Below are 20,252 nucleotides of genomic sequence, written 5' to 3' on the forward strand. Positions count from 1 at the left end.
GCTTCTCGTGTTTCCCGGGGGGGCTTTTGCACCCCCCCCCCCAACACGCGGTGCCCCCCCCCCCCCACACAGGGAACCGGAAACCTAGCCGGGGAACGGCTTGCTCTGGTTGTCCTCAGCCTTGATGCACGCGTCGAGCTTCCTCTCGAGGGCGGCCGCGTCGGCGAGCGCCTTCCTGGCCGCCTCGCGCTCTCCCAGCTGCTTCAGCTTCGCGGCCTTGGTCTTGAGGTCGGCGATCTGCTGGCGCATCTGGTTCTTGTTGCACGTGATGGTGGCCTTGGACGTGATCGCGCCGTGGCCGGCCGGCGTGGCGGCGTGAGCGGGCACCGACGTGACGAGGAAGCCTCCGGCGATGACCGCGGAGACGGCCAGGGCGGAAAAGCGCTTGTTCATGGGTGGTAATCCCCCAGTTTTGGCTTGAGTTGGTCGGACTGGATCTTACAAAGCCCTTTGAACCGGCCAGTAACCGACCCCGTCCCGGCCGTCCCGGACGCTCCCCGCCGACGTATCAGCGGCCCCGCTCGACGCGCAGCGCGTGCTGGTCATGGCGCATGGCGTATCCGCCGGCACCGTCGCCGTCGCCGTCGCTGAAGTGCCGCCGCACGTACGCCTCCACCGCCTCCCGGGGCACGGGCGGGCCACCCGGGACGCTGAGGTGGAAGCCGGCGACCAGCACGGTCTCGTCCAGGTCCCGGCTGCGATAACAGGCGGGTACGACGTCCAGCCCGGTGCCGCCGACCAGACCGGCCGGGAGGGAGGTCAGCTCGTCGGCGAGTTCCCGCAGATCGAAACGGCGACCGGTGAAGTGGTGCACCATGCGCATGCAGGCGTTGTCGGGATCCTGCAGCAGGATCAGCAGCACCCCGCCCGGCGCCACCCACTCCATGACACGGGCCACCGTCGCCGCCCACTGCTCGCGCGGCACGTAGTACAACACGTGGGACAGCAGGGCCAGATCGGCCCGTGCGTCGACCCGGGCCTCACCGACCGGTTCGGCCACCACCTCGGCCTGCGGAACGGCCCGCGTCAGTGCCCGCCGCATCGGCTCGCTCGGTTCGACGCACACCGTGCGCCCGAAGCAGGGGGCGAGATGCCGTGTCGTCGTACCGTCGCCGGCGCCCACGTCCACCAACACCCGTCGCTCGGGGAGCCGTTCGACAATCCCTCGCAGGTAGGCCCGGGTGAGGATCGTCTCGTCCGTCCCGGCGAGGAACCGGCCGAACGCCTCCCGGTACGCGGCCTGGTCCGTCCGCAGGCTCCCCACCTCCACGGCCGCCTCCCGCTGTCCCACTTCCACCGCTCCCTCCACCTCACGGCACGCCCGCCCGGCATGCCACCAGTGACCCGTCGACCACGCGACAGTGCCACGGCCGGCACACCCGCCCGGTGATCGGCACACCTTCGGCCGGCGGCGGAACGGGGCGCGCGGAAGCGGACTCGAACGGCACGGCGTACGCTGCGCGCGCCGGCGGTACGCACCGCACCACCGGTCCGCGGCACCCAGCCGGACGTCGGCGAGGGCGCCGGGGGAGGGAGGCCTCCGCCCGGCGCCCCGCGGACCGTGACCGGTCACAGGACCGGTCATACGACCATGAGCCGCTGGGGAGCCGGCCCGTCGGCGAGGACGGTGAACAGCTTCTTGATGTCGCCGGGGGCGAGCTTGATGCAGCCGTTGGACCGGTAGTCGGACGGCCCGTCCCAGCGCCGGCTCTCCAGGCGTCCCTGTCCGCCGTCACGGGTCATCTCACTGTGGATGAACAGGTCCGTACGCCTGGTGCGGCCGTTGTTGCAGGTCTTGTCGCTCAGCGGGATGGCGTATCCCTTGATGACCGAACCGTTGTAGCGGGTGTGCCGGGCGCCGACGGTGTAGGTGCCGGCGGGCAGCCAGCCCCGGGCCGTGGCGCACTCGTCCCGCCCCTCGGGGTGGCCGGCGCCGAAGCCGGACCCGGCGCGGTAGGAAGCCACGGTGCGGTTGTCGCGCAGCACGGTCAGCCGGGAGTTCTGCGGGTCGCCGGCGTTGCGGACGAACGTCAGCGTGGTGACGGCCGGCCGGCCCGCGCCCACGGGGGCGGCGTGGCCGTCCGGGGCGGCGGCCAGGACGGCGGTGAACGCGGCCGCGGCGGCGAGGGCGACGGCGGTGGACCGGATGCGCCCGGCCAAGGTCATGGACATGAGCGGATCACTCCTTCGGGGTGCCGAGGTGGCGAGGTGGGTGTGCGATGAGCGACGGGAGGTCACGCGGGCCGGTCACTTGTAGGTGATGTCCCAGTGGTTGCCCTCGTTGGCGTAGACGTTGCCGGCCGAGGTCCGGTACATGGGCGCCCCGTCGCCCCGCCTGCCGATGTAGTCGTAGTGGCCCTTGATGTAGCGGGTGACGCAGGTCGTGGGCGTGATGTCGACCTTGTAGCCGTTCCAGTGGCTGTACCTGCCGCCGGCGTGCCCGGTCTCGGTGCCGCCGGTGATGGTGATCCGGCAGCCGCCGGCCCGCTTGAAGGCGATGATGCCGTCGACGGTGCCGGAGTTGATCTGGGAGAAGGAGGTGCAGGTCTTCCGGTTGCGGTCGGAGCAGTGGCCGCTGGAGGTCCAGCTGACGCCGGCCGACCGCAGCCTGGCCGCCGCCTGCTCGTGCGTCAGCTTGGTGCCGCTGGCCTCCGCGCCGGCGGCGGGCAGGAGAACGGCGGTCGCCGCGGCGACGGCCACCACGGCGGCGTACCCACGGTGTGCGAGGTGCTTGACGGTCACAGGATCGTCCTTTCGGTGAGGTGAAGGGACCGGTCGCGAGTGGTGTCTCGCCTTGCCGGTGGCCCCGATCGTGTCCGTGCCGCCGCCGTCCCGGCCAGGACTTGCCCGGGGGTGAGGTGGAGGCGGGACGTCCCGCGCACTGACCTGCGCGGACGACCCCCTCAGGGACGGTGGCGCGGGATGCGCGGGACGGCTGCGGGAAGCCCGGGACGGAGCGCTCGCGCGGGCACCGGCGGGCGTCACGATTTGTGTGCGCAGGATCGCTTTCGGTAAGAGTGGGGCTGCGAGCGAGCGACGTCGGGACGCACCGGGGGTGGGAATGCCGCGTTGGAAGCCGCTGCCCGAAGGGACCGAACCCAGCGTCCGGCAGCTGGTTTCGCATCTGCGCAGGCTCAAGGACCGCAGTGGGCTGAGTCTGGCCGCGCTGGAGACCAAGACCGGGTGCAGCAGATCGTCGTGGGAGAGATACCTGGCCGGACGGGCACTGCCGTCACAGCGCGCGGTCGAGGCCCTGTGCGAGCTGAGCGGCACCGATCCGGTCCGGCTCCTGGCCCTGCGGGAGGTCGCACGGACCGTCTGGGACGCGTCCGCCACCGGCGGGGAGGACGGCACGGCCTACGACGGCCGAGTGGGCAAGGCCGAGGACGAAGACGAGGAGGGCGGGTGCCGTGCCGGGCGCCACGGCGTCGGGCGCGGCGGGTTCGCGCTGGCGGTGACGGCGGCGTTCGCCGCTGCCGCGCTGACGGGCACCTTCCTGGGCCGCGCGGCGGGCCAGGAGGCGACGCCGGAGACCCGGCTCCCCCTCGTGCACTGCCAGGTGCGGTCGGAGGAGGGCGCGCTGTACGCGGGCTACAGCCGGACGTGGAAGAAGACGATCGGACTCGGCTACTACGACGAGTGGGTGGCCGAAGCGGAGTGCCTGCTCGACCATCGCGGCTACGACACCGGACCGCTGGACGGCCTGTACGACCTCGCCACCCGCGACGCCGTCCGCCGGGCCCAGGAGGATGCCGGAGTGGTGAACGACGGGATCGTCGGGCAGGACACCTGGCCCGTGCTGCGCAGGGAGGGGTGAGCGGGACGATGCCGTGGAAACCGTTGCCGAACACACTCAGCCCGGAGAGCGTGCGGTTCGTCACCAGGCTGCGGGAGTTGAAGGACCACGCCGGTGTCAGCCTGGCGGTGCTGGCGAAGCAGACGGCGTACAGCAAGTCGTCGTGGGAGCGGTGCCTGAACGGCAGCGCGTTGCCGCCGCGCCAGGCGGTGGAGGCCATGTGCCGCTTCATCGAGCAGCCCGCCGCCCCGGTCCTCGCCCTGTGGGAACTGGCCGACCTCACCTGGGGCAAGCACCCCGACCGAACACCGACGGGCCCCGCTCCTGCGGCCGAGGCGGCGCCACCACGGCCGCACACACCCCGCCGTAGTCACCCGGAGCAGCCCGCTCCGCCCCACCGCCTCCCCGCACAGCGCAACGACGACACCCGGCAGGACCCGGAGCGACCGGCCGGGACCACCCGGCGACGCCATGCCCCGCGCACGGTGGCGGCGACGGCCGCCCTGGTGGCCGCCCTCACCCTCCCGCTCACCTGGTGGCTGGGTCACACCCTGGGCCGCCCTGCCGCACGGCACTTTCCGGCGCCGGACCTCGCGACCGCGCACCCCCTGTGCACCGGCCGGGCCTGTCAGGGCGAGGAAGCCAAGGCGACGTGGTGTACGGGCGCTTCGGAGACCGTCGCCAGGAAACGCACCGCCGACGGCGCTGTGTTCGAGGTCCGCTACGCCAAGGAGTGCGGGGCGGCCTGGGGCCGGATGTGGTTCTCCCGGCCCGGGGACCGGCTCGTCATCAGCCTGGCAGGCGACCGGTTCAGTGCGCAGGACACCGACCCCGCCAAGACCGGCAGCTACCACTCCACGCCGATGCTCGCCACGGACACACCCCGCCGCATCACCGCCTGCTACCTCCCGCGACAGGGCGCCCGGGTGTGCATCCCACCTCCCTAGACTTCACGGGCAACGGGAACGCGACGGGGGAGAGCCATGGGTACGGGTGCGGGCACGAGCGGCGCGGCGGACGGCGAGCTTCCCCTGATCGCCGCGGTTCGCGTCGGCGACATCGGCCTGGTGAGGAGGCTTCTTCTGGAGGGCGGCGACCCCGACGTGTGCGACGCGCACGGAACGCCCGCGTTCTGGCTGGCCGCCCGGTCCCGCTCCGCAGCCATCGCGCACCTGCTGCTCGACCATGGTGCCGATGCCGGGCGGTGCGGGCCGGACGGTCCGCTCCCGCTGCGCGCGGCGGTCGACTGGGGGTCGCCGGCGCTGGCCGAGGTGCTCCTGGACGGCAGGGTGCGGGGACTGTACGGCAGGCCGGAGCTGCTGGAGATGCGGGACCTGGCGCGTCACTGGTACGAGACGGGGGTCGAGGGCGAGCTGCGCCGCCGCACAGGGGCCGCGGGTTCCGTCGGCCGTACCCGGGTCCAGGACGACGAGTTCAACAGCGTCCACGAGGTCTCCCTCGGCGGGACGACCGTACGGGACGGGCACGCGGCGATCCTCACGCGCCTGGAGGAACTGCTCCGTATCCGCGCCTCCTTCGAGGACCTGATGGGCCGTGCGCTGGCCCACCCCGACCAGGACCACACGGCATGGGGAAGTGCCGCCATCCTCCTGGCCCACCGGCGTGACGAGGAGACCTGGACGGCCGCCGCGGCGCTGCGCACCCATCCGGACCCGTCCCGCCGACTGTTCGGTGCCGAGGTGCTACGGCTGACCCACCTCTTCGACGACAGCGACGAGGACGCGTTCGCCGGGCCCGCCCTGGACATCTTCACCGACTGGTCGGCCGAGGAGGCGGACCTCACCGTGCTCACCGAGGTGCTGGTCGCCCTCGGGGAGCACCCCGGCCCCCGCGCGAACGCAGCGCTCCTGCCCCACGCCGGCCACCACGACGTCCGGGTACGGCGGGCGGTGGCCCAGGCGTTCAGCACCTGGCCCGCACCACCGGTCTTCTGCGACGCCGTCCGTGAGGCGCTACTGGAGCTGATGACCGACAAGGAGGCAGTGGTACGGCAGTACGCCGGCCTCACGGTCGCAGAGGGAAAGGGCCGGGATCCCGACCTCGCCGACGCGCTGGCCGCCCTGCTGGACGACAGGGACCGGCGGGTCCAGACCGTCGCCGTGTACGGACTCGCCCTCCACGACGACGAACGCTGCGTGGAAGGGGCACGCCGCCTCGGCCCGCCCCGCCCCGGCCACCCGGACGAGGAGCGCCACCTCGGCGCCGCCTGGCGTTACGAGTGGCGCCGCGACGGCCGATGACCCCCTCGTCCACGGCGGCTAACGGTTGCGCCGCCGCTGCCCGCCGTAGAAGACGGACGCCCCGACCAGCACGGTCAGCCCGATCGTCGTAGCAGCGGTGATCTCGCTGGTGTCCTGGTCCTCGGGCCCGTACGGCAGCCACGGATCGAGCAGACCCAGCGGGTCCTCGCGCACCGTGATCCGGTCGCCCTTCCCGGCCTGCCCGAAGCAGTTCTGCATCTGGGAGACCTCGAACGTGCGCCGTTCGCCGCCCAGTTCACGGACCGTGCACATCATGTCGGCGCCGTGCTCGCGGTGCAGGTCGACGACGTTCACGACGACCGCGTCCACCGGCTCGCCCACCGTCCGCATGTACCCCTCGTACACCGCCGGCCCGGCGAACAGCGTCAGCGCGAAACCCGACACCGCCACCAGCGTGGCCGCCCCGGCCCGATGCCACACCCCGCCGACCAGACACGTCGCGACCGCGACGACGGCCAGGACGACCACCACCCCGACCAGGGTCACCCACTGCGCCACCGCGGCTCCGAACAGCAGCAGCAGCGGGACCGCCACGGCCCACGCCAACGAGTCGACCGCCCTGCGAGCTGGACTCCACGCCCGCTTCCCGCTCACCGCCCCACCCGGCACGGTCCCCGCCGCCGCCCCGAACTCGCTCATGCCCCCGTCGCCTTTCGCACACCATCAGCCGTCGTACGCGGAAGAGGGTACGAGTACGGGACGAGAGCCGACGCAAGGGGGCCGGCTGCGGGGCCGACGGTAAATCGTGTGCCGGCCCCGCTGATCACCGCGGACGCCACCGCCGAGGCGCTACGGGCGGCCCTGAACGACCTGGGCGGCGACGCGGAGCTCACCCGCCGTTCGGCTCGGCTGCGCACCGACGCACAGGGCGAGGGCGGGACCACGCGCGCCGCCGATCTGATCTGGCACCCATCGACGCCGTCGGCGCATGGGCCTTCGAGCACGGCGACGAGGTCATGGCAGCCCAGGAAGCCTCAGGGCAGGGGTTTGCCGGCAGATGAGTGCCGCATCTCTACTCCAGCAGCCGTTCGGCGTCATCCGGAACCCAGGGAAAGGACGCGGCCGGCGCCTGCCCCAGTGCGAGTGTGCTCAGGCCGAACATGAGGACTCCCAACGGGACATGGAGCGACGGCATGTGCGCGATGCCCAGTACGACCTGCACCGAGGCCAGGACGAGGAAGCCCGAGGCGTACAGGATGGGGCGGGGCGCCGCGCCGCCCGGTCGCCAGGCCAGGATCGCGGCGAGCACGTACAGCATCGACGCGCCGTACATCACGCGGGCACCGACGCTGTGCAGTGCCTCGCCGTGGGAGGAGGAAAGCAGCAGTCCGGCGGTGGTGGCCTGGAAGAACAGCGCCAGGGTCTGCAGGGCGATCGAGACCTTCAGGAACGTCTGGCCGCGGTGGTGTGCCGTCGTCTGCGAAGCCATGGTGTGTTCCCCCCATTGTCGAGTGGTGTGCGGTGGTGGACAGGACGGGTGGTGTCCGGGGCATCCGGTGTTCACCGCAGGGTGAGCGCGGTCTCGGACGCGATGCGGGTCAGTTTCTGCGGGTTGCGGACGTAGTAGAGGCCGGTGATGCGGGCGTCCTCGACGCGGACGGCCATGACGCCGTCGAGTTCCCCGTCCCGCCGTACGAGGAGCGCGGGGTGGCCGTTGACCACGGTGGGCTCGCAGCTGATCGTGACCTCGGGGTCGCGGGCGCCGCCGGTGTAGAAGCGGACCACCTTCTCGGCGCCGATCACCGGGTGCAGCGCGGCCCGCTTGAGGCCGCCGCCGTCGCTCATCAGGACGACGTGCGGGGCGAGTACGTCGAGGAGGCGCTGCGGGTCCCCGGTCTCCAGCGCGTGCCGGAACGACTCCACGGCCGCCCGGGTGGCGCGCGGGGAGACCGGTGTACGAGGGCGGCGGGCGTCGACGTGGCGGCGGGCCCGGAGCGCGATCTGGCGGACGGCGGCCGGGCTCTTGCCGACGGCTTCGGCGATCTCGGCGTAGCCGACGTCGAACACCTCGCGCAGCACGAACACCGCCCGCTCGGTCGGTGAGAGCGTCTCGAGGACGAGCATCATCGCCATCGACAGGCTCTCGGCGAGTTCGACGTCCTCGGCCACGTCCGGCGCGGTGAGCATCGGTTCGGGCAGCCACTGGCCGACGTACGCCTCCCTGCGGCGCTTCATGGTGCGCAGCCGGTTGAGCGACTGCCGGGTCGTGATCCGCACCAGGTAGGCGCGGGGATCGCTCACCTGCCCCAGGTCGGCCTCGACCCAGCGCAACCAGGTCTCCTGCAGGACGTCTTCCGCGTCGGCAGCCGATCCGAGCATCTCGTAGGCGACGGTGAACAGCAGGTTGCGGTGCTCCAGAAACGTTTCGGTCGCCGGGCCGGCGGCACGGTCGCTCACGTCTCGCCCTTCTCCTTCGCCGCCGGCCTGCCGGCCTCCGTCCTTCACACGTGCGTCCACGGCAAGTTCCTTTTCATCGGCAGACGTTCTTCATGGGGCGGCCACAAGACACCGCGTGCTCAGCCACTGTGACGATATGTGAGCCAGACCACTCGACGGACCGAGCGGGGCTCGGCTCGCGTCGGTGTGCGTCAGCGCAGTCCCAGGCAGGGCAGCCAGGTGCGGGGGGCCCCGTGGGCGGTGGTGAGCAGTGCGGACAGGGCGCCCGGCAGGCCGGTCAGCAGGTCGGTGGGCCAGGCGGCCGGCGGAGCGGAGGCGAGGCGGGCCGTCAGGTGGTGAACGAGCCGGTGCTTGAGCGCGGCGGCGGCGGGCAGCCGCGCGTGGCGGTCGAAGGCGTCGGCGACGGCCAGTACCCCGGCAGCGCCGTGGCACAGCCCCAGGCGGTCGGCGGGGGCGTCGCCGTAGAGGTGGAAGGTCTCGTCGTAGTGCTCGGCGAGCGTGGTGAAGGCGGTCGCGGCCCAGTCGGCGGCCACCGCGTCCCCGAGGGCGTCGGCGGCGTCCCACAGTGCCCAGGCGACCCCCGGGGTGCCGTAGCACCAGGCCTGGCGGGGGTGGGCCCGGCGTGCGGGCGGACGGTCGAGTCCGGCGCCGGGCCAGGTGCGGATGCCCCGCTCGTCGTCGTACGCCTGCCGGACCAGCCAGCGGGTGGCCCGGCCGAGCGCCGCGGCGAGGCCGGCGGCGAGGTCCGTGTCCGCTTTGGTGCGGCGCAGCGCGGCGGTGAGCGCGGTGACGACTCCGGCGACGCCGTGCCCCATGCCGGTGTTGACGCGGCCGTGCACCCACGCGAGGTGCGGGTGGTCCGCGTAGTGTCCGGTGCGCAGCCGTCCCAGTTCGTCCTCGTCGCACAGGAGCGCCAGGTGCTCGGCGAGCGGCCGCGGCGGGGGGTCCGTCGGTTCGGCCGTGCACAGGGCGAGCAGGGTGCCGGAGGGGCCGGAGATCAGGTCGTAGTCGGGGAAGGCGACGGTGTGGGTGCGGTACCGGGGCGGGCGCCCGCCGAGGTGGGCGGCGAGCCGGTCCGCGGCGGGCCGTAGCCCGGGGTGGACGCGGGCGCCCAGGCGCAGGCCGACGAGCGTGCCGGCCAGGCCTCCGTCGTACAGGGCGGGGTGGCAGGGCCCGCGTCCGGCCGTGCGGGACCACACGGCCACGGCGGCCGGCGCCGCCTGCCCGTCGGCGACGAGGTGGGCCAGGACCGGGATCCCGGGGTCGCAGCGGTGCCCGCCGCTCCCGGGTGCCGAGGTCCACTCCCGCAGGTAGCGGACGGCGAAGCCGTGGACGTCGTCGAGCGGGGTGACCGGTGCGGTCGTGTCGTGCGCCATCGTCCTCCTCGCCTGCGTACGGGCCGGGGCGGAGCCGCCCTCCCGGGCGGGCGGCTCCTCGGGCGGATCAGCAGATCACGACCGTGTTGCAGACGATGATCGTGCACACGCCGCTACAGCCCTCGCTGTACGCGGCGGCCGTCGGCAGGTCCTCGCTCGTGATCCGCTCTTCGAGGTCGCTGATCAGGGTGTCGAGTTCGGTGAGTTCGTTGGCGGGCATGGGACTTCCCCTTTCACTCATCGGTTGTGGACCGCCCCGGGAGCCCGCCTGGCGGGCGGGCCGGGGACGTCGTGCCGGCCCCCGACGGCCAGAGTGTCCGCGGCGGCTGCGGCGAGCCGGCCGGCGCTCTGGTCGTGGGGGAGCCGGAGCAGCAGTTGCGCGGCGACGGCCGCGCCACCGTGCAGCGGGTCGCGCAGCAGCAGGTCCTCGGGTGCCGGCAGCATCTCCTCCACCAGCAGCGCGGTGCCCGCCTCCCGGGCGCACAGCCGCTCGATCTGGTGGAGGGCCGTCAGCGAGGCGAAGTCGACGGGGACCGGCTTGCCGCCGGGGGCGGTGCGCGCGAACGCGTGCCGGGGCAGACCGGCACTCCGCCTCAGCAGGGCGAGCGTGCGGACCTTGGCGAACAGGTCGTCGCCCGGCTGCCACAGCCGGCCGCGGTCGATCCGCCAGGTGGCGGGGGCCAGGACGAGATCGCCGCCCGCCGTCAGCCGCGGCAGCCTGGCCCGGTCGGGCAGGGCCGCCTCCAGCGCGTCCAGGCGCACCAGGTACGAGGCGGCGGGATGGCTCGCGGCGAGCAGCAGGCGTACGAGGGTGTCGTAGGGCGGGGCGGGGGACCGGGTGGCGTGGTACACGGGGATGATGCGCCGGCCGTCCGCCTCGGCGACGATCCGGCCGCGGCTGTGCCGCAGGCTGATGCGGTCCAGCGGAAGGTAGCGCGCGTGCCGGCCGGGTGCGCCGTAGTACGGCGTGGGGTCCGGGTCGCCGGTCCACCAGCGGGTCGTGACGGGACGGCGTACGGCGTTGGCGGACCGCTCGGTGAGCGGCGGTACGAGCAGGTCGACGAAGCGGACACCGGTGCGCTCCTCGACGGCGGCGAGGAAGGCGCGGTAGGCGTCGTCGTTGCCGTAGCCGCAGTGCAGGGCGCGCAGTCCGCCGGCGAACCGGGCGTCGAGCACCCCGGCGGCCGACGCGGTCTCCAGGACGGCCACGGGGCCGCTGCCGGCGGAGGGGGCCAGCGGGCGCAGCAGACAGTCGACCGGCCAGGGTGGCAGTGCGTCGTCGGCGCGGGGTGCGCCCAGAGCGTCCAGCAGCGCGTGGTCGAGGTCGACGCATGCCGCGCCACTGCGGGCGGCGGCGTCCAGGTGGTCCAGCAGCCGGGCGTAGCCGCCGCCGGGGTCGCGGGCGGGGGACCAGCCGGGGTAGCGGCGGGGGGCGGGCGGCGGCTCGTCGGCGCTCAGCCGGTCGGCGAGTATCTCGCTGAGGGGCCGCGCCTGTTCGGTCAGTCCGGTCGGCGCGGGCTGCCGTTCAGCGGGGTCGGCGGGGTGGTCGGCTTCCCGGAGGGCGGCGATCCGGGCCGCGATCCGCAGCCCGCGCCGCACGCGTGCGACGGCCGCCGCGGGCACGGCGGCGTCGGCTCCGAGGCGCCGGTAGGAGTCGAGGAACCAGGCGTCGGATCCGCCGCCCGCCGTCGGCCTCGGCAGGGCACCGGTGGCGGTGACCGTGCCGGCCTCCACCCAGCCGCTGTGGTGGTGCCGGGGCGCCTGGCAGACCTGCAGCAGGCCCAGGCCGTGCAGATGCTGGAGGAACCCCCGCAGCACGCCTGGGGACAGGGGCGGCCGGCCGGGCGGCGCGGACAGGGGCGCCAGTGCCCGCTCCAGTTCGTCCAGGGGGCGCGGCCCGTCGGCGAGGAGGGCCAGCACCCCTTCCAGCAGGGGGGTGCGGCGCAGCACGATCTGCCGGAGCCGGCCGGGTTCGCCGGGATGCACGACGTAACAGCGCACCTGGCCCGGTGCGTCGCCGGGCGCGGTGGCGGGAGGTTCGGCGAAGTGCAGGGGTGTCGGCGCCAGCAGGGTGTCCGGGCCGGCGGTGCGCAGGTCGGCGGGGGCGGTGCGGGCCCGGACGAGGTGCACGTTCTCCACGGCGATCGCGGCCAGGGCACCGAGCGGGGTACCGGGCGCGAGCAGCGGCGGACATCCGCTGCGCCCGCCGGTCACCGGGAGCGCGGCGATCTGGCCCGCCCAGCCGCGGGGCGTGGTCTTCACCGCGGCCCGGCCCACGACGCGCCACAGGTAGGCGGCGCGTTTGCGTAACTGCTTGCCCGACCAGGACTGCCCTTCGGCGAGCCGCCGTTCGACGTCGTCGGCGAGTCCGGGGGCGGCGCTGTCCACGAACGCCCGCATCACCGGGCTGGAACACGCCGTACGCCAGGCCTGCTCGGCGAGACGCTCCTGTTCCGCCGCGACCGCCTGCCGCAGCGCGGCAACCGCCGCCTCGGCGGCCTCGGACTCGTCCAGCAGGGCGCGGGCCCGCTGCGCGAGATCCGCGGGCACGGCGGGAGAGTGCTCGAGGACCAGGCAGTCCGGCCTGCGCGGGGCCGCGCCGGAGTGCAGGCGCCGCCGCAGGGCGAGTACGGCACCCCGGTCGGCGGCAGCCAGCAACGGGTGCGGTACGACCTCATCGCCCAGCCGGTCGGCCAGCGCACCGGCCCGTACGGCGAGTCGCTCGGCGGCGTCGGCCTGCCGGGCGGCGCTCTCGAACAGGTGGTCGGCGGCGCCGGCCGTCCAGGCCGCGCCGGGCATCCCGCCCACCCGCAGCAGCGCCGTGGCCCCGAGCAGCGCGCCACCGGTGTCCGCCGCCTGTGCCGGTACGTGCCCCATGCTCACTCCACCCCCTCGCGGGCGTCGGCGGCGAGCGCCTCGGTGAGCAGGCACTGGCGTGCGGTGGACAGCGCGCCCCGGTTCCAGTGGAAGATCACGTGGTGGGCGGCGGCCCGGCGCGCGCCGATCGTGGCCTCGCCGGAGGCGAAGTAGTGGGTACGCCAGCGCTCCGCGGCCCGCCCCACCGCCTGGACGTGCTCGCCCACGACGTCCCGCCAGCCCTTGGGCAGCGCGTCGAGCCGGGCGCCGGGGCTCAGCTCCCACCAGGCGCGGATCCCGGCGGCGGCCCGTCGCAGGTCCGGTTCGCCGAGCCCTCCGGGCAGCCGTCGACCGGTCTCCTCCCGGACGGCCTGCCAGACCCCGCGGTGCTCCCAGCCGACGATGTCCAGGCCGTCGAACACCGCGTGCAGCAGCGCCAGCGACACCCGCCAGGACGGCGGTGCCGGGGCACCGGCCGCGACGGTGTGGACGTCCAGCCAGGCGCGCGAGTCGGCGGTGAACAGCGCGTGCACCCAGGGCATCGAGCGGGGCCCGCCGAAGAGATACGTCTCGGGCTCGTACACACCGGTCACGGGCGGCGCCCACGTGCCGTCCTGCCGCCCGGGCTCAAGACGCCGCAGCAGTACGTCACACAGCTCGCCCGCCCGGGACGGCTGTGCCGCGAGGAACCGCACGCGCAGGCCCGGGGGTTTGTGCATGAAGAAGAACTCGCGCGCCTGTCCGGAGGCGGTCAACTCGCGGGCGGTGGTGGTGAGTTGCCCGTACGGCAGCGTCCCCGTGGCGGACGGCGCGCAGGCCAGGTTGAGCTGCACCCACCCGGCGTCGGGCGTGTGCGCGCGCAGGGCGTGGAGACCGGCTGCCAGGAAGGTCCGGCGGGCCGCCGCGTAACCGGCGTCCTGGGCGGCGACGGGAACGGCACCGAACGGCTCGGTCCGCGCGTCGTCCAGGCAGTCGGCCAGTAGACGTTCCACCCGCACCATGCGGCCTCCTCACCGGGGAAGACGAAGTCACCCTTGTGATGTCCGCACGGCACGCGGTCCGAAGCACAACAACGAATTGGTCATATGATCAACAGGAGTGCGCGGGAGGTATGCCGCCCCGTGTGAATGCCCGGCCGACGCGCCGGTCTCCCACCGGCGCCGCCGACCCACGGGGATGACCAGGTCGTACGGCGCCGGGGGAGTCGCTACAGCGTCACCTCTTCGCCCAGCTCGGGTGCCAGGACCTCGTACGGTTCGCCGTCCGCCGCGTCGAGGAAGCGGGTCAGTTCCTCGGGCCGGGTGGTGTAGACGCCGTCGATGTGGAATCCGTCGTAGTGCATCGGTATCGCGGTCTTCGCTCCCAGCAGGCGCGCGGCGACGGCCGCGTGCCGGGCGTCCAGCGCGGCGGGGAGGGGGCTCGCCGGCTGGCAGTGCGGGAAGCACACGGTCGGTCCGTTGACGGGGGTCAGTACGGCGTCGAAGGGGCCGTACCGATGGGCGGCGCGCCACCAGTACCCGTGGAACATGGTGTCGCCCAGGTGGATCACGCGCTTGCCGTCGGCCTCGACCACCCAGGACACCTGGGGGTCGCCGAGCCCGTCGACCGCGGGTACGGCCGCGACGGAGAACGGCCCGATCGTCGTCGTCCCCCACGGCTCCATGGGCTGTCGGGGCAGTTTCCACGCCGTCAGTTCGGCTTCGGACTTGAGCATCCACAGGTTCTCGTGGTCGTCACCGCCGAACGACTCCGGGTGCAGGACCGCCCCGCCGGGACGCAGTGCCCGGGCCAGGGCGCCGGCGTCCGTGTGGTCGCGGTGGAGATGGGTGCACAACCCGGCGAGCACCTCGCCTTCGGCGCGTGGCGCGGTGACCTTGGGCATCGGTGCCGTGACGCCACTCCCCTCAAGAACGCCCTCGGGCTGGCCGAGCAGGTCGATGACCAGGCTCTCACCCCGCGCTTCGATCTCCACTCCGGCCCACCCCAGCCATCGGACACGCATGTGATCCGTCCTCCCCTTCGGTCGCAATTAGCGGACGATCGTTCGCCAAATTAGCATACGAGGGTTCGCTAAAATCAGGGGTATGAGGAGATCCGCCCAGGAAGCCCAGCGCACCCGCGACCGCATCGTCCGCGTCGCGGTGACTCAGGCGTCCAGCGTGGGACTGTCAGGACTGACCATCGGCTCGCTGGCCGACGCCCTCGGCATGAGCAAGGCAGGGGTGGTCGGCCCGTTCGGCTCGCGAGGCGCCCTGCAGAGCGCGGCCCTGACCGAAGCGGTGGAGATGTTCACCGAGGCCGTGGTGACCCCGAGCCGTGCCGCAGCTCCAGGCCTGGCACGACTCCATACGGTGATCGACGCATGGTGCGACTACCTCGCCAACGGCCCTTTCCCCAACGGCTGCTTCGTCACGGCCGCCTCCTGCGAACTCGACGGACAGCCGGGCGAGCTGCGCGCCTACCTCCTGCAGACGGTGACCCGCTGGCGGAACTTCCTGCGCGAGCAGACCGTGACGGCGCAAGCCGCCGGCGAACTCGACCCGGACCAGGACCCCGACGACGTCGTGTCCACCCTGACCGGCATCGCCATGGCCGCCAACCAGGAGATCCAACTCCTCGGCGATGACAGCGCTCCGGCACGCGCCCGGCGCCTCATGCGCGCGGCCGTCGACAAGGCCGGCGGCGAGACGGCCCGGCCCGGCGGGTGAGGCGAGAAGGGGCATCGCCCGTCACTGCGGAGCGAGGTGTTGTTCCAGCCAGCTGAGCAGGGCCGCGAACTCCGGCGACATGGTGGTGTCCGACTGGGTCAGCTCGGTCGAGCGGCCGCCCTCCTCCACCGTGATGGTGTAACTCATCGCGTCCCTGGCGCGGCCGGGACCCTCCTGCCCGGCCGCACCGGGGACAGCCGCCGCCACCAGCCGGCCCAGCTCCGCCGCGGCGCTCGCGGGGAGGGCATCGGTGTCCACCACCCTGGGCGGCCGGCGCAGGTGGATCGCAGCCGCCAGCCCGCCGTGCCTCGCCAGAGTCACCTTCATCGTGCACAGCCTCCCGGGGTCGGCCGAGCCGGCCGGTACGGGCCGTGCCGGCCGCCGAGGACCGGACCGGTGTCAACCGGCCGCGGTCACCTCATCGCCTTCAGCGCGGTGATGTCCTCGCTCAGCTCCTTCACCTGGGCGGCGAGTGCCCCGACCTGCTTGCTCAACGCCGCGAGGCCGTCCTCGCGGCCCACACCGCCGTCCCGGCCGGCCGCGAGACTGCGTGCCCGGGCCACCCCGGCCGGGACCCCGCTGATCTGGATCCCCACCTCCTGCCACGCCGCCAGCACGGCCAGCTGCTCGGCGCTGCCGGAGCCGTACAGCTCTTCGGCCTTCTGGTAGGTGGTGTCCGCGAATTCCTGGAACTTGCTCTCGATGCTGGAAGCCTTGAGCGCCTCGTACCAGATGAGTCCGGGAGCCTCCCAGGCGAATCCGCCGATGCGTATGGCGGTCAGGTAGAACGCCTTGTTCGGGATGCCGGAGTTGATGTGCACCCCGCCGTAGTCGCCTCTCTCGGTGTTCGGCAGGTTGACGAACTTGCTCATGTGGTCGGGCTGCGGGTCCTTGCCGAGCAGGGCGTTGTCGTACGCCGTCCCCGGAGCCTTCAGCGACCGCAGCGCGTCGGCGTCGATCCCCGGGGTGAACACATCGGCCCCGATCAGCCAGTCCGCCGTCTCCGCCGACTGGTTCGACGACCACTGCTTGACCAGCGTTCCGAAGACATCGGAGATCGACTCGTTCAGAGCCCCGGACTGGTGGTGGTAGGCGAGCCCCGCGGTGAACTCGGTGACCCCGTGGGTCAGCTCGTGGGCGATCACGTCGATGGACCCGGTGAAGTCGGTGAACATCCGTCCGTCCCCGTCACCGAAGACCATCTGCCGTCCGTCCCAGAACGCGTTGTTGTAACTCGCGTCGAAGTGGACGTACCCGTCCAGGCGCATGCCCAGGCCGTCGAGCGAATTGCGCTGGAACACCTTCTGGTAGAAGTCCCGCGTTGTGCCGAGTCCGTCGAACGCCCGGTTCACGGACTCGTCCCCGGACGCCGGCCCCTCCTCCGTCCGCGCCAGAACAGCGAAGGGGAGGAACCGTCCCTGCCGGCAGTCGAACACCGTCCGCCGGCCGTTCCCGGCGGCGGCCGCACCGGCGAAGGACGCCCGGACCGACCGCTCACCCCGCAACCGCGTCGTCGTCAGCAAGGTGTCCAGGGCGGCCTTGCGTACCTCACTGTCGTCGCTGCCCAGGAGCTTGTCGAGAAGATGCGGGGGGATGATGCAATTGACGTGGCGGGTCCTGGTCATAGGACACCTCCTGTGCGAGAGGAACGACGGTTGATTCATTGACCACGTGAAGACGACGTGATCACTTGATCGCAAACTCGGGCATGTCTCATGCCCCCGCTTGCTGCACTTCCAGATCGAAGACGACGGGGCAGTGGTCCGATGCCTTCGGTTTGTCGTGCCCCACGCCCGGGAACCGGGGGCCGGTGTATTTGACGGCACGCAGCGGCATGCCTTTGCGGAATATCTCCGGCAGCGCGTGCGGGGCTGCCCGGGCGAGTGAGACCGACGGGAGGACGTAGTCCAGCTGCCGGTATGCTTCGCCGTCGTCCCAGTAGTGCGTCCACCGGTCACCCTCGGGCAGGCGGGCCACCACGTTCTCGACCTGGTCCCAGTTGACGATCCGACCGATCCCGGAACCCCCGTCGGCGTCCGTCTCCAGATAGTCGTTCAGATCGCCCAGGACCACGAACGGACGGTCGCCCGGAGCCTCGCTCCCGAAGCGGTCGGTGACGATCTCCCTCACCTTCCCGGCCTGCCGCTCCCGCTTCTCCCGGGTCTGCGCGCGTCCGCCGCGCATGGACTTGAAGTGATTGACGAACAGCGTCACGGGCGTGCTCCGCCCCTGGCCCACGCCGACCTCGATGTCGACCTCGAGACAGTCCCGGGAGAACAGCGGTGCCGTCGGGGTCACGGGATCCATGAGGTGCTGGTACGAGCGGATACGCGTGATCGGCAGCTTCGACAGCACCGCGATGTCGATCAGCCGCGGATCGTTGCCGTCCACCCCCGCGACGTACGGGTACTCGGTGCGCCCGCCCAGCGCTTGAGCGCGGAAATGCTTGAGCGTATCGACGTTCTCCACCTCTTCCAGGCACAGCACGTCGGCCCTGAGTTCCCGCACCGCCGCCCCCGTGATGGCCTTGTCGTCCATACCCAGTTCCTGGAACAGGGTCTGGTCGACGATCCAGCCCTTCGAGTTGGCGGCCGCCGGGTCGATGCCGGCCTGGAACCGCCAGCGCGCGAAGAGGTTCTCGACGTTGAACGTGGCCAGTCGCAGCGTTGTCACGGGCGCTCCCGAAAGATCGGGACGGATAGATGGCCATCACAGGGAAATGCGCGTCCGCACCGGTGCGCGGCAGCAGCAGAAGAAGCGTGGACGCCTACCAGCCCCGTTTCCAGCGGCAGGGGCCACGCTGACATCAACAATTCTCCTGCCGGTCACGGTGCCCGGCAAACGCAGCGCCCCACCATCCAACTCCGGGACAGACGCGTGCCCTTGTCAACCGACTTCTGGCACAGGGCGCCGTCGGGCCGGCGCGATTCCGGCCGCTGATCGTCATGACTGCGAGTCAGCCCTGACGGAGCACCCGCTACGCGACCACGTCGGCGTCAACTTCGCGATTTCCGATTCACCCGAAGAAAGGGTGAGCGGGGGAGGAGTGGCGAGTCGCTTTCCGTCACGACTGGGGCGGCGGGAGATGTCAGGGACGCGTGTGTGTCTGGAGCGGTGCGGCGACCGCGGCACGGGTGCCGGCACGGCGAGGCAGGCGCGGGGGGAAGCCCGCCAAACCTGCGGCGCAGGGGTTGTCCGGACCCACGCGATCGTCACTTCCCGTGTTCACGTGAATGCGGTGAGCTGCCGAGCGCTCGGACTCCGTCACCGGACGCGCAGGCGCGTCCGGTCGGCGGCGCACTCCGGCAACGTCGACTCGAAGGGGAAGACCGATGACTACACCTCCCGCCGCACCGCTCCGCGTCGCGCTGGTCAACGGCAGCTTCGAAGAGCCCGCCGTCACCGATTACGAGATCCTCCCGGACGCCTCGCAGACCCAGGCGCCCAAGCGGGTCGTGGGCTGGCTCACCACGGCGTCCGACCACAGGATCGAGTTATGGCGGTCGGGGTTCAACGGCGTGCCGGCGGCCGAAGGCGCCCAGTTCGCGGAACTCAACGCCAACGAGGTCGCCACCCTCTACCAGGACCTGCCCACCACGCCCGGGTCCACGCTGTACTGGCGGCTCTACCACCGCGGCCGGCTGGGACAGGACACCATGGCCCTGGACATCGGCGCACCAGGCTCCCCGGTGGAACAGCGACGCTTCACCGACGGCAACACCGCCTGGGGCTACTACACCGGCACCTACACCGTCCCGGACGGCCAGACGACGACCCGCTTCGCCTTCCGCTCCGTCTCCGCCGCCGGCGGCAACCGCGGCATCGGCAACTTCCTCGACGGCATCTTCTTCGGCACCGCTCCCCACCTGGTGCTCACCAAGACCGCCGTGCCCGCGGGACCGCTGGAGGTGGGCGACGTCGTCACCTACCGCGTCACCGCCAGGAACGAGGGCGGCGGCAACGCGGAGAACCTCGTCCTGACCGACACCGTCCCGGAGGGTACGACGTATCTGCCCGGGTCCCTGCGCGTGGTCGACGGCCCCAACGCCGGTGCCAAGAGCGACGCGAAGGGCGACGACCAGGCGTACTACGACGCCCAGGCGGACCAGGTCGTCTTCCATCTGGGCAACGGGGCGTCCGGTGCGCAGGGAGGCAGCCTCCCCAACACCGAGACGCTGCCGTCGGGCACCACGGTGGAGTACCGGGTCGTCATCGACCGGGCGAGCGGCGGCAAGCAGATCAGCAACACCGCCGGCGCCTCCTACGAGAACCGGCTCGGCGAGACCCCGGAGCCGCTGACGGCCACGTCCGACGAGGAGGTCACCGAGGTCAAGCCGGCGGCCGACCTCACCGTGGCGAAGGCGGCCGACGCGACCACCGTCACCGTCGGGCAGACCGTGACCTACCGCGTCACCGTCCGCAACACCGGCCCGAACCAGGCCACCGGCGTCACCGTCACCGACCGGCTGCCGGACGGCCTCACCTTCCTGTCCGCCGAGGGCACGCCCGGAACCTACGACCCGGTCACCGGACAGTGGGCCGTGGGCGACCTGCCCGACGGCTCCACGGCGACCCTCACCCTGCGGGCCAAGGCCACCAGGTCCGGCCGGATCACCAACACCGCCACCGCCACCGCCAACGAGAAGGACCCCGACCCCACGTCCGACACCGACACGGTCACCGTCTGCGTCGAACCGGCCCCCTCCTGCTGCGACCCCTGCTCCCCCCGGCAGTAGCCGCTCATCTCGGTACGCGGCCCACAGCACTCGCTGCCGGTAGACGACGAGGTGCCGAGGGCCGATGCGTATGAGTCCTCCCGAGACGATCGCCGGGAGGA

General features: G+C 72.6%; 20 protein-coding genes. 5 read left to right on the forward strand and 15 right to left on the reverse strand.

The window, feature by feature from the left end:
• Nucleotides 1-84 precede the first annotated feature (84 nt).
• The 4 genes from ACZ4U1_RS13695 to ACZ4U1_RS13710 form a co-directional block, all read right to left on the reverse strand.
• A complete protein-coding gene (locus ACZ4U1_RS13695; RefSeq protein ID WP_467902980.1) occupies nt 85-393 on the reverse strand; it encodes a hypothetical protein in 309 nt (102 codons plus the stop codon).
• Between the two features lie 115 nt (nt 394-508).
• Nucleotides 509-1,291: a class I SAM-dependent methyltransferase gene (locus tag ACZ4U1_RS13700; RefSeq protein WP_467902981.1), complete on the reverse strand. Its 783-nt coding sequence runs from the start codon at nt 1,289-1,291 to the stop codon at nt 509-511.
• Nucleotides 1,292-1,581: 290 nt separating this feature from the next.
• Entirely contained in the window at nt 1,582-2,172 is a 591-nt protein-coding gene (locus ACZ4U1_RS13705; RefSeq protein ID WP_467902983.1) for a L,D-transpeptidase family protein, read from the reverse strand.
• A gap of 75 nt (nt 2,173-2,247) precedes the next feature.
• Nucleotides 2,248-2,742: a hypothetical protein gene (locus tag ACZ4U1_RS13710; protein ID WP_467902985.1), complete on the reverse strand. Its 495-nt coding sequence runs from the start codon at nt 2,740-2,742 to the stop codon at nt 2,248-2,250.
• 319 nt (nt 2,743-3,061) lie between these two features.
• Here ACZ4U1_RS13710 and ACZ4U1_RS13715 point away from each other — a divergent pair, with 319 nt between their 5' ends.
• Genes ACZ4U1_RS13715 through ACZ4U1_RS13725 form a run of 3 tightly spaced genes read left to right on the forward strand, consistent with a single transcriptional unit; the run spans nt 3,062 to nt 6,057 of the window.
• The gene (locus ACZ4U1_RS13715; protein ID WP_467902987.1) at nt 3,062-3,817 is read left to right on the forward strand and encodes a helix-turn-helix domain-containing protein; all 756 of its coding nucleotides are present in this window, start codon (nt 3,062-3,064) and stop codon (nt 3,815-3,817) included.
• 23 nt (nt 3,818-3,840) lie between these two features.
• Complete coding sequence (locus ACZ4U1_RS13720) at nt 3,841-4,743, forward strand: helix-turn-helix domain-containing protein (RefSeq protein WP_467902989.1); 903 nt, start codon at nt 3,841-3,843, stop codon at nt 4,741-4,743.
• 36 nt (nt 4,744-4,779) lie between these two features.
• The gene (locus ACZ4U1_RS13725; protein ID WP_467902991.1) at nt 4,780-6,057 is read left to right on the forward strand and encodes a HEAT repeat domain-containing protein; all 1,278 of its coding nucleotides are present in this window, start codon (nt 4,780-4,782) and stop codon (nt 6,055-6,057) included.
• 18 nt (nt 6,058-6,075) lie between these two features.
• Here the strand turns inward: ACZ4U1_RS13725 and ACZ4U1_RS13730 are convergent, their stop codons facing one another.
• From ACZ4U1_RS13730 to ACZ4U1_RS13765, 8 genes are all read right to left on the reverse strand, one after another.
• Nucleotides 6,076-6,717, reverse strand: coding sequence for a hypothetical protein (locus ACZ4U1_RS13730; RefSeq protein WP_467902993.1), 642 nt, complete (start codon nt 6,715-6,717; stop codon nt 6,076-6,078).
• Between the two features lie 373 nt (nt 6,718-7,090).
• The gene (locus tag ACZ4U1_RS13735; RefSeq protein ID WP_467902995.1) at nt 7,091-7,507 is read right to left on the reverse strand and encodes a hypothetical protein; all 417 of its coding nucleotides are present in this window, start codon (nt 7,505-7,507) and stop codon (nt 7,091-7,093) included.
• A gap of 71 nt (nt 7,508-7,578) precedes the next feature.
• On the reverse strand, nt 7,579-8,475 hold the full coding sequence (locus ACZ4U1_RS13740) for an RNA polymerase sigma-70 factor (protein ID WP_467902997.1): 897 nt from the start codon (nt 8,473-8,475) through the stop codon (nt 7,579-7,581).
• A gap of 191 nt (nt 8,476-8,666) precedes the next feature.
• The gene (locus ACZ4U1_RS13745) at nt 8,667-9,851 is read right to left on the reverse strand and encodes a lanthionine synthetase LanC family protein (RefSeq protein WP_467902999.1); all 1,185 of its coding nucleotides are present in this window, start codon (nt 9,849-9,851) and stop codon (nt 8,667-8,669) included.
• 67 nt (nt 9,852-9,918) lie between these two features.
• Nucleotides 9,919-10,071 (reverse strand): hypothetical protein, encoded by a 153-nt coding sequence (locus tag ACZ4U1_RS13750; protein WP_467903000.1) that lies wholly within the window; start codon nt 10,069-10,071, stop codon nt 9,919-9,921.
• A gap of 17 nt (nt 10,072-10,088) precedes the next feature.
• Nucleotides 10,089-12,728, reverse strand: a complete 2,640-nt coding sequence (locus tag ACZ4U1_RS13755; protein WP_467903001.1) for a lantibiotic dehydratase — start codon at nt 12,726-12,728, stop codon at nt 10,089-10,091.
• 2 nt (nt 12,729-12,730) lie between these two features.
• Nucleotides 12,731-13,708 carry a thiopeptide-type bacteriocin biosynthesis protein gene (locus ACZ4U1_RS13760; RefSeq protein WP_467903003.1) on the reverse strand — a complete coding sequence of 326 codons (978 nt, stop codon included), beginning with the start codon at nt 13,706-13,708 and terminating at the stop codon, nt 12,731-12,733.
• Nucleotides 13,709-13,914: 206 nt separating this feature from the next.
• A complete protein-coding gene (locus ACZ4U1_RS13765; protein WP_467903005.1) occupies nt 13,915-14,709 on the reverse strand; it encodes an MBL fold metallo-hydrolase in 795 nt (264 codons plus the stop codon).
• Nucleotides 14,710-14,791: 82 nt separating this feature from the next.
• Between ACZ4U1_RS13765 and ACZ4U1_RS13770 the strand changes: the two genes are divergently transcribed.
• Complete coding sequence (locus tag ACZ4U1_RS13770; RefSeq protein ID WP_467903006.1) at nt 14,792-15,415, forward strand: TetR/AcrR family transcriptional regulator; 624 nt, start codon at nt 14,792-14,794, stop codon at nt 15,413-15,415.
• Nucleotides 15,416-15,436: 21 nt separating this feature from the next.
• Here the strand turns inward: ACZ4U1_RS13770 and ACZ4U1_RS13775 are convergent, their stop codons facing one another.
• The 3 genes from ACZ4U1_RS13775 to ACZ4U1_RS13785 form a co-directional block, all read right to left on the reverse strand.
• On the reverse strand, nt 15,437-15,742 hold the full coding sequence (locus ACZ4U1_RS13775) for a protealysin inhibitor emfourin (protein ID WP_467903008.1): 306 nt from the start codon (nt 15,740-15,742) through the stop codon (nt 15,437-15,439).
• Between the two features lie 86 nt (nt 15,743-15,828).
• On the reverse strand, nt 15,829-17,040 hold the full coding sequence (locus ACZ4U1_RS13780; RefSeq protein ID WP_467903009.1) for a M4 family metallopeptidase: 1,212 nt from the start codon (nt 17,038-17,040) through the stop codon (nt 15,829-15,831).
• Between the two features lie 88 nt (nt 17,041-17,128).
• A complete protein-coding gene (locus ACZ4U1_RS13785) occupies nt 17,129-18,088 on the reverse strand; it encodes an endonuclease/exonuclease/phosphatase family protein (RefSeq protein ID WP_467903011.1) in 960 nt (319 codons plus the stop codon).
• Nucleotides 18,089-18,747: 659 nt separating this feature from the next.
• Here ACZ4U1_RS13785 and ACZ4U1_RS13790 point away from each other — a divergent pair.
• Nucleotides 18,748-20,151: a DUF7507 domain-containing protein gene (locus ACZ4U1_RS13790; RefSeq protein WP_467903013.1), complete on the forward strand. Its 1,404-nt coding sequence runs from the start codon at nt 18,748-18,750 to the stop codon at nt 20,149-20,151.
• Nucleotides 20,152-20,252 lie beyond the last annotated feature (101 nt).

This window comes from Streptomyces sp. NPDC028928 (assembly GCF_055564915.1).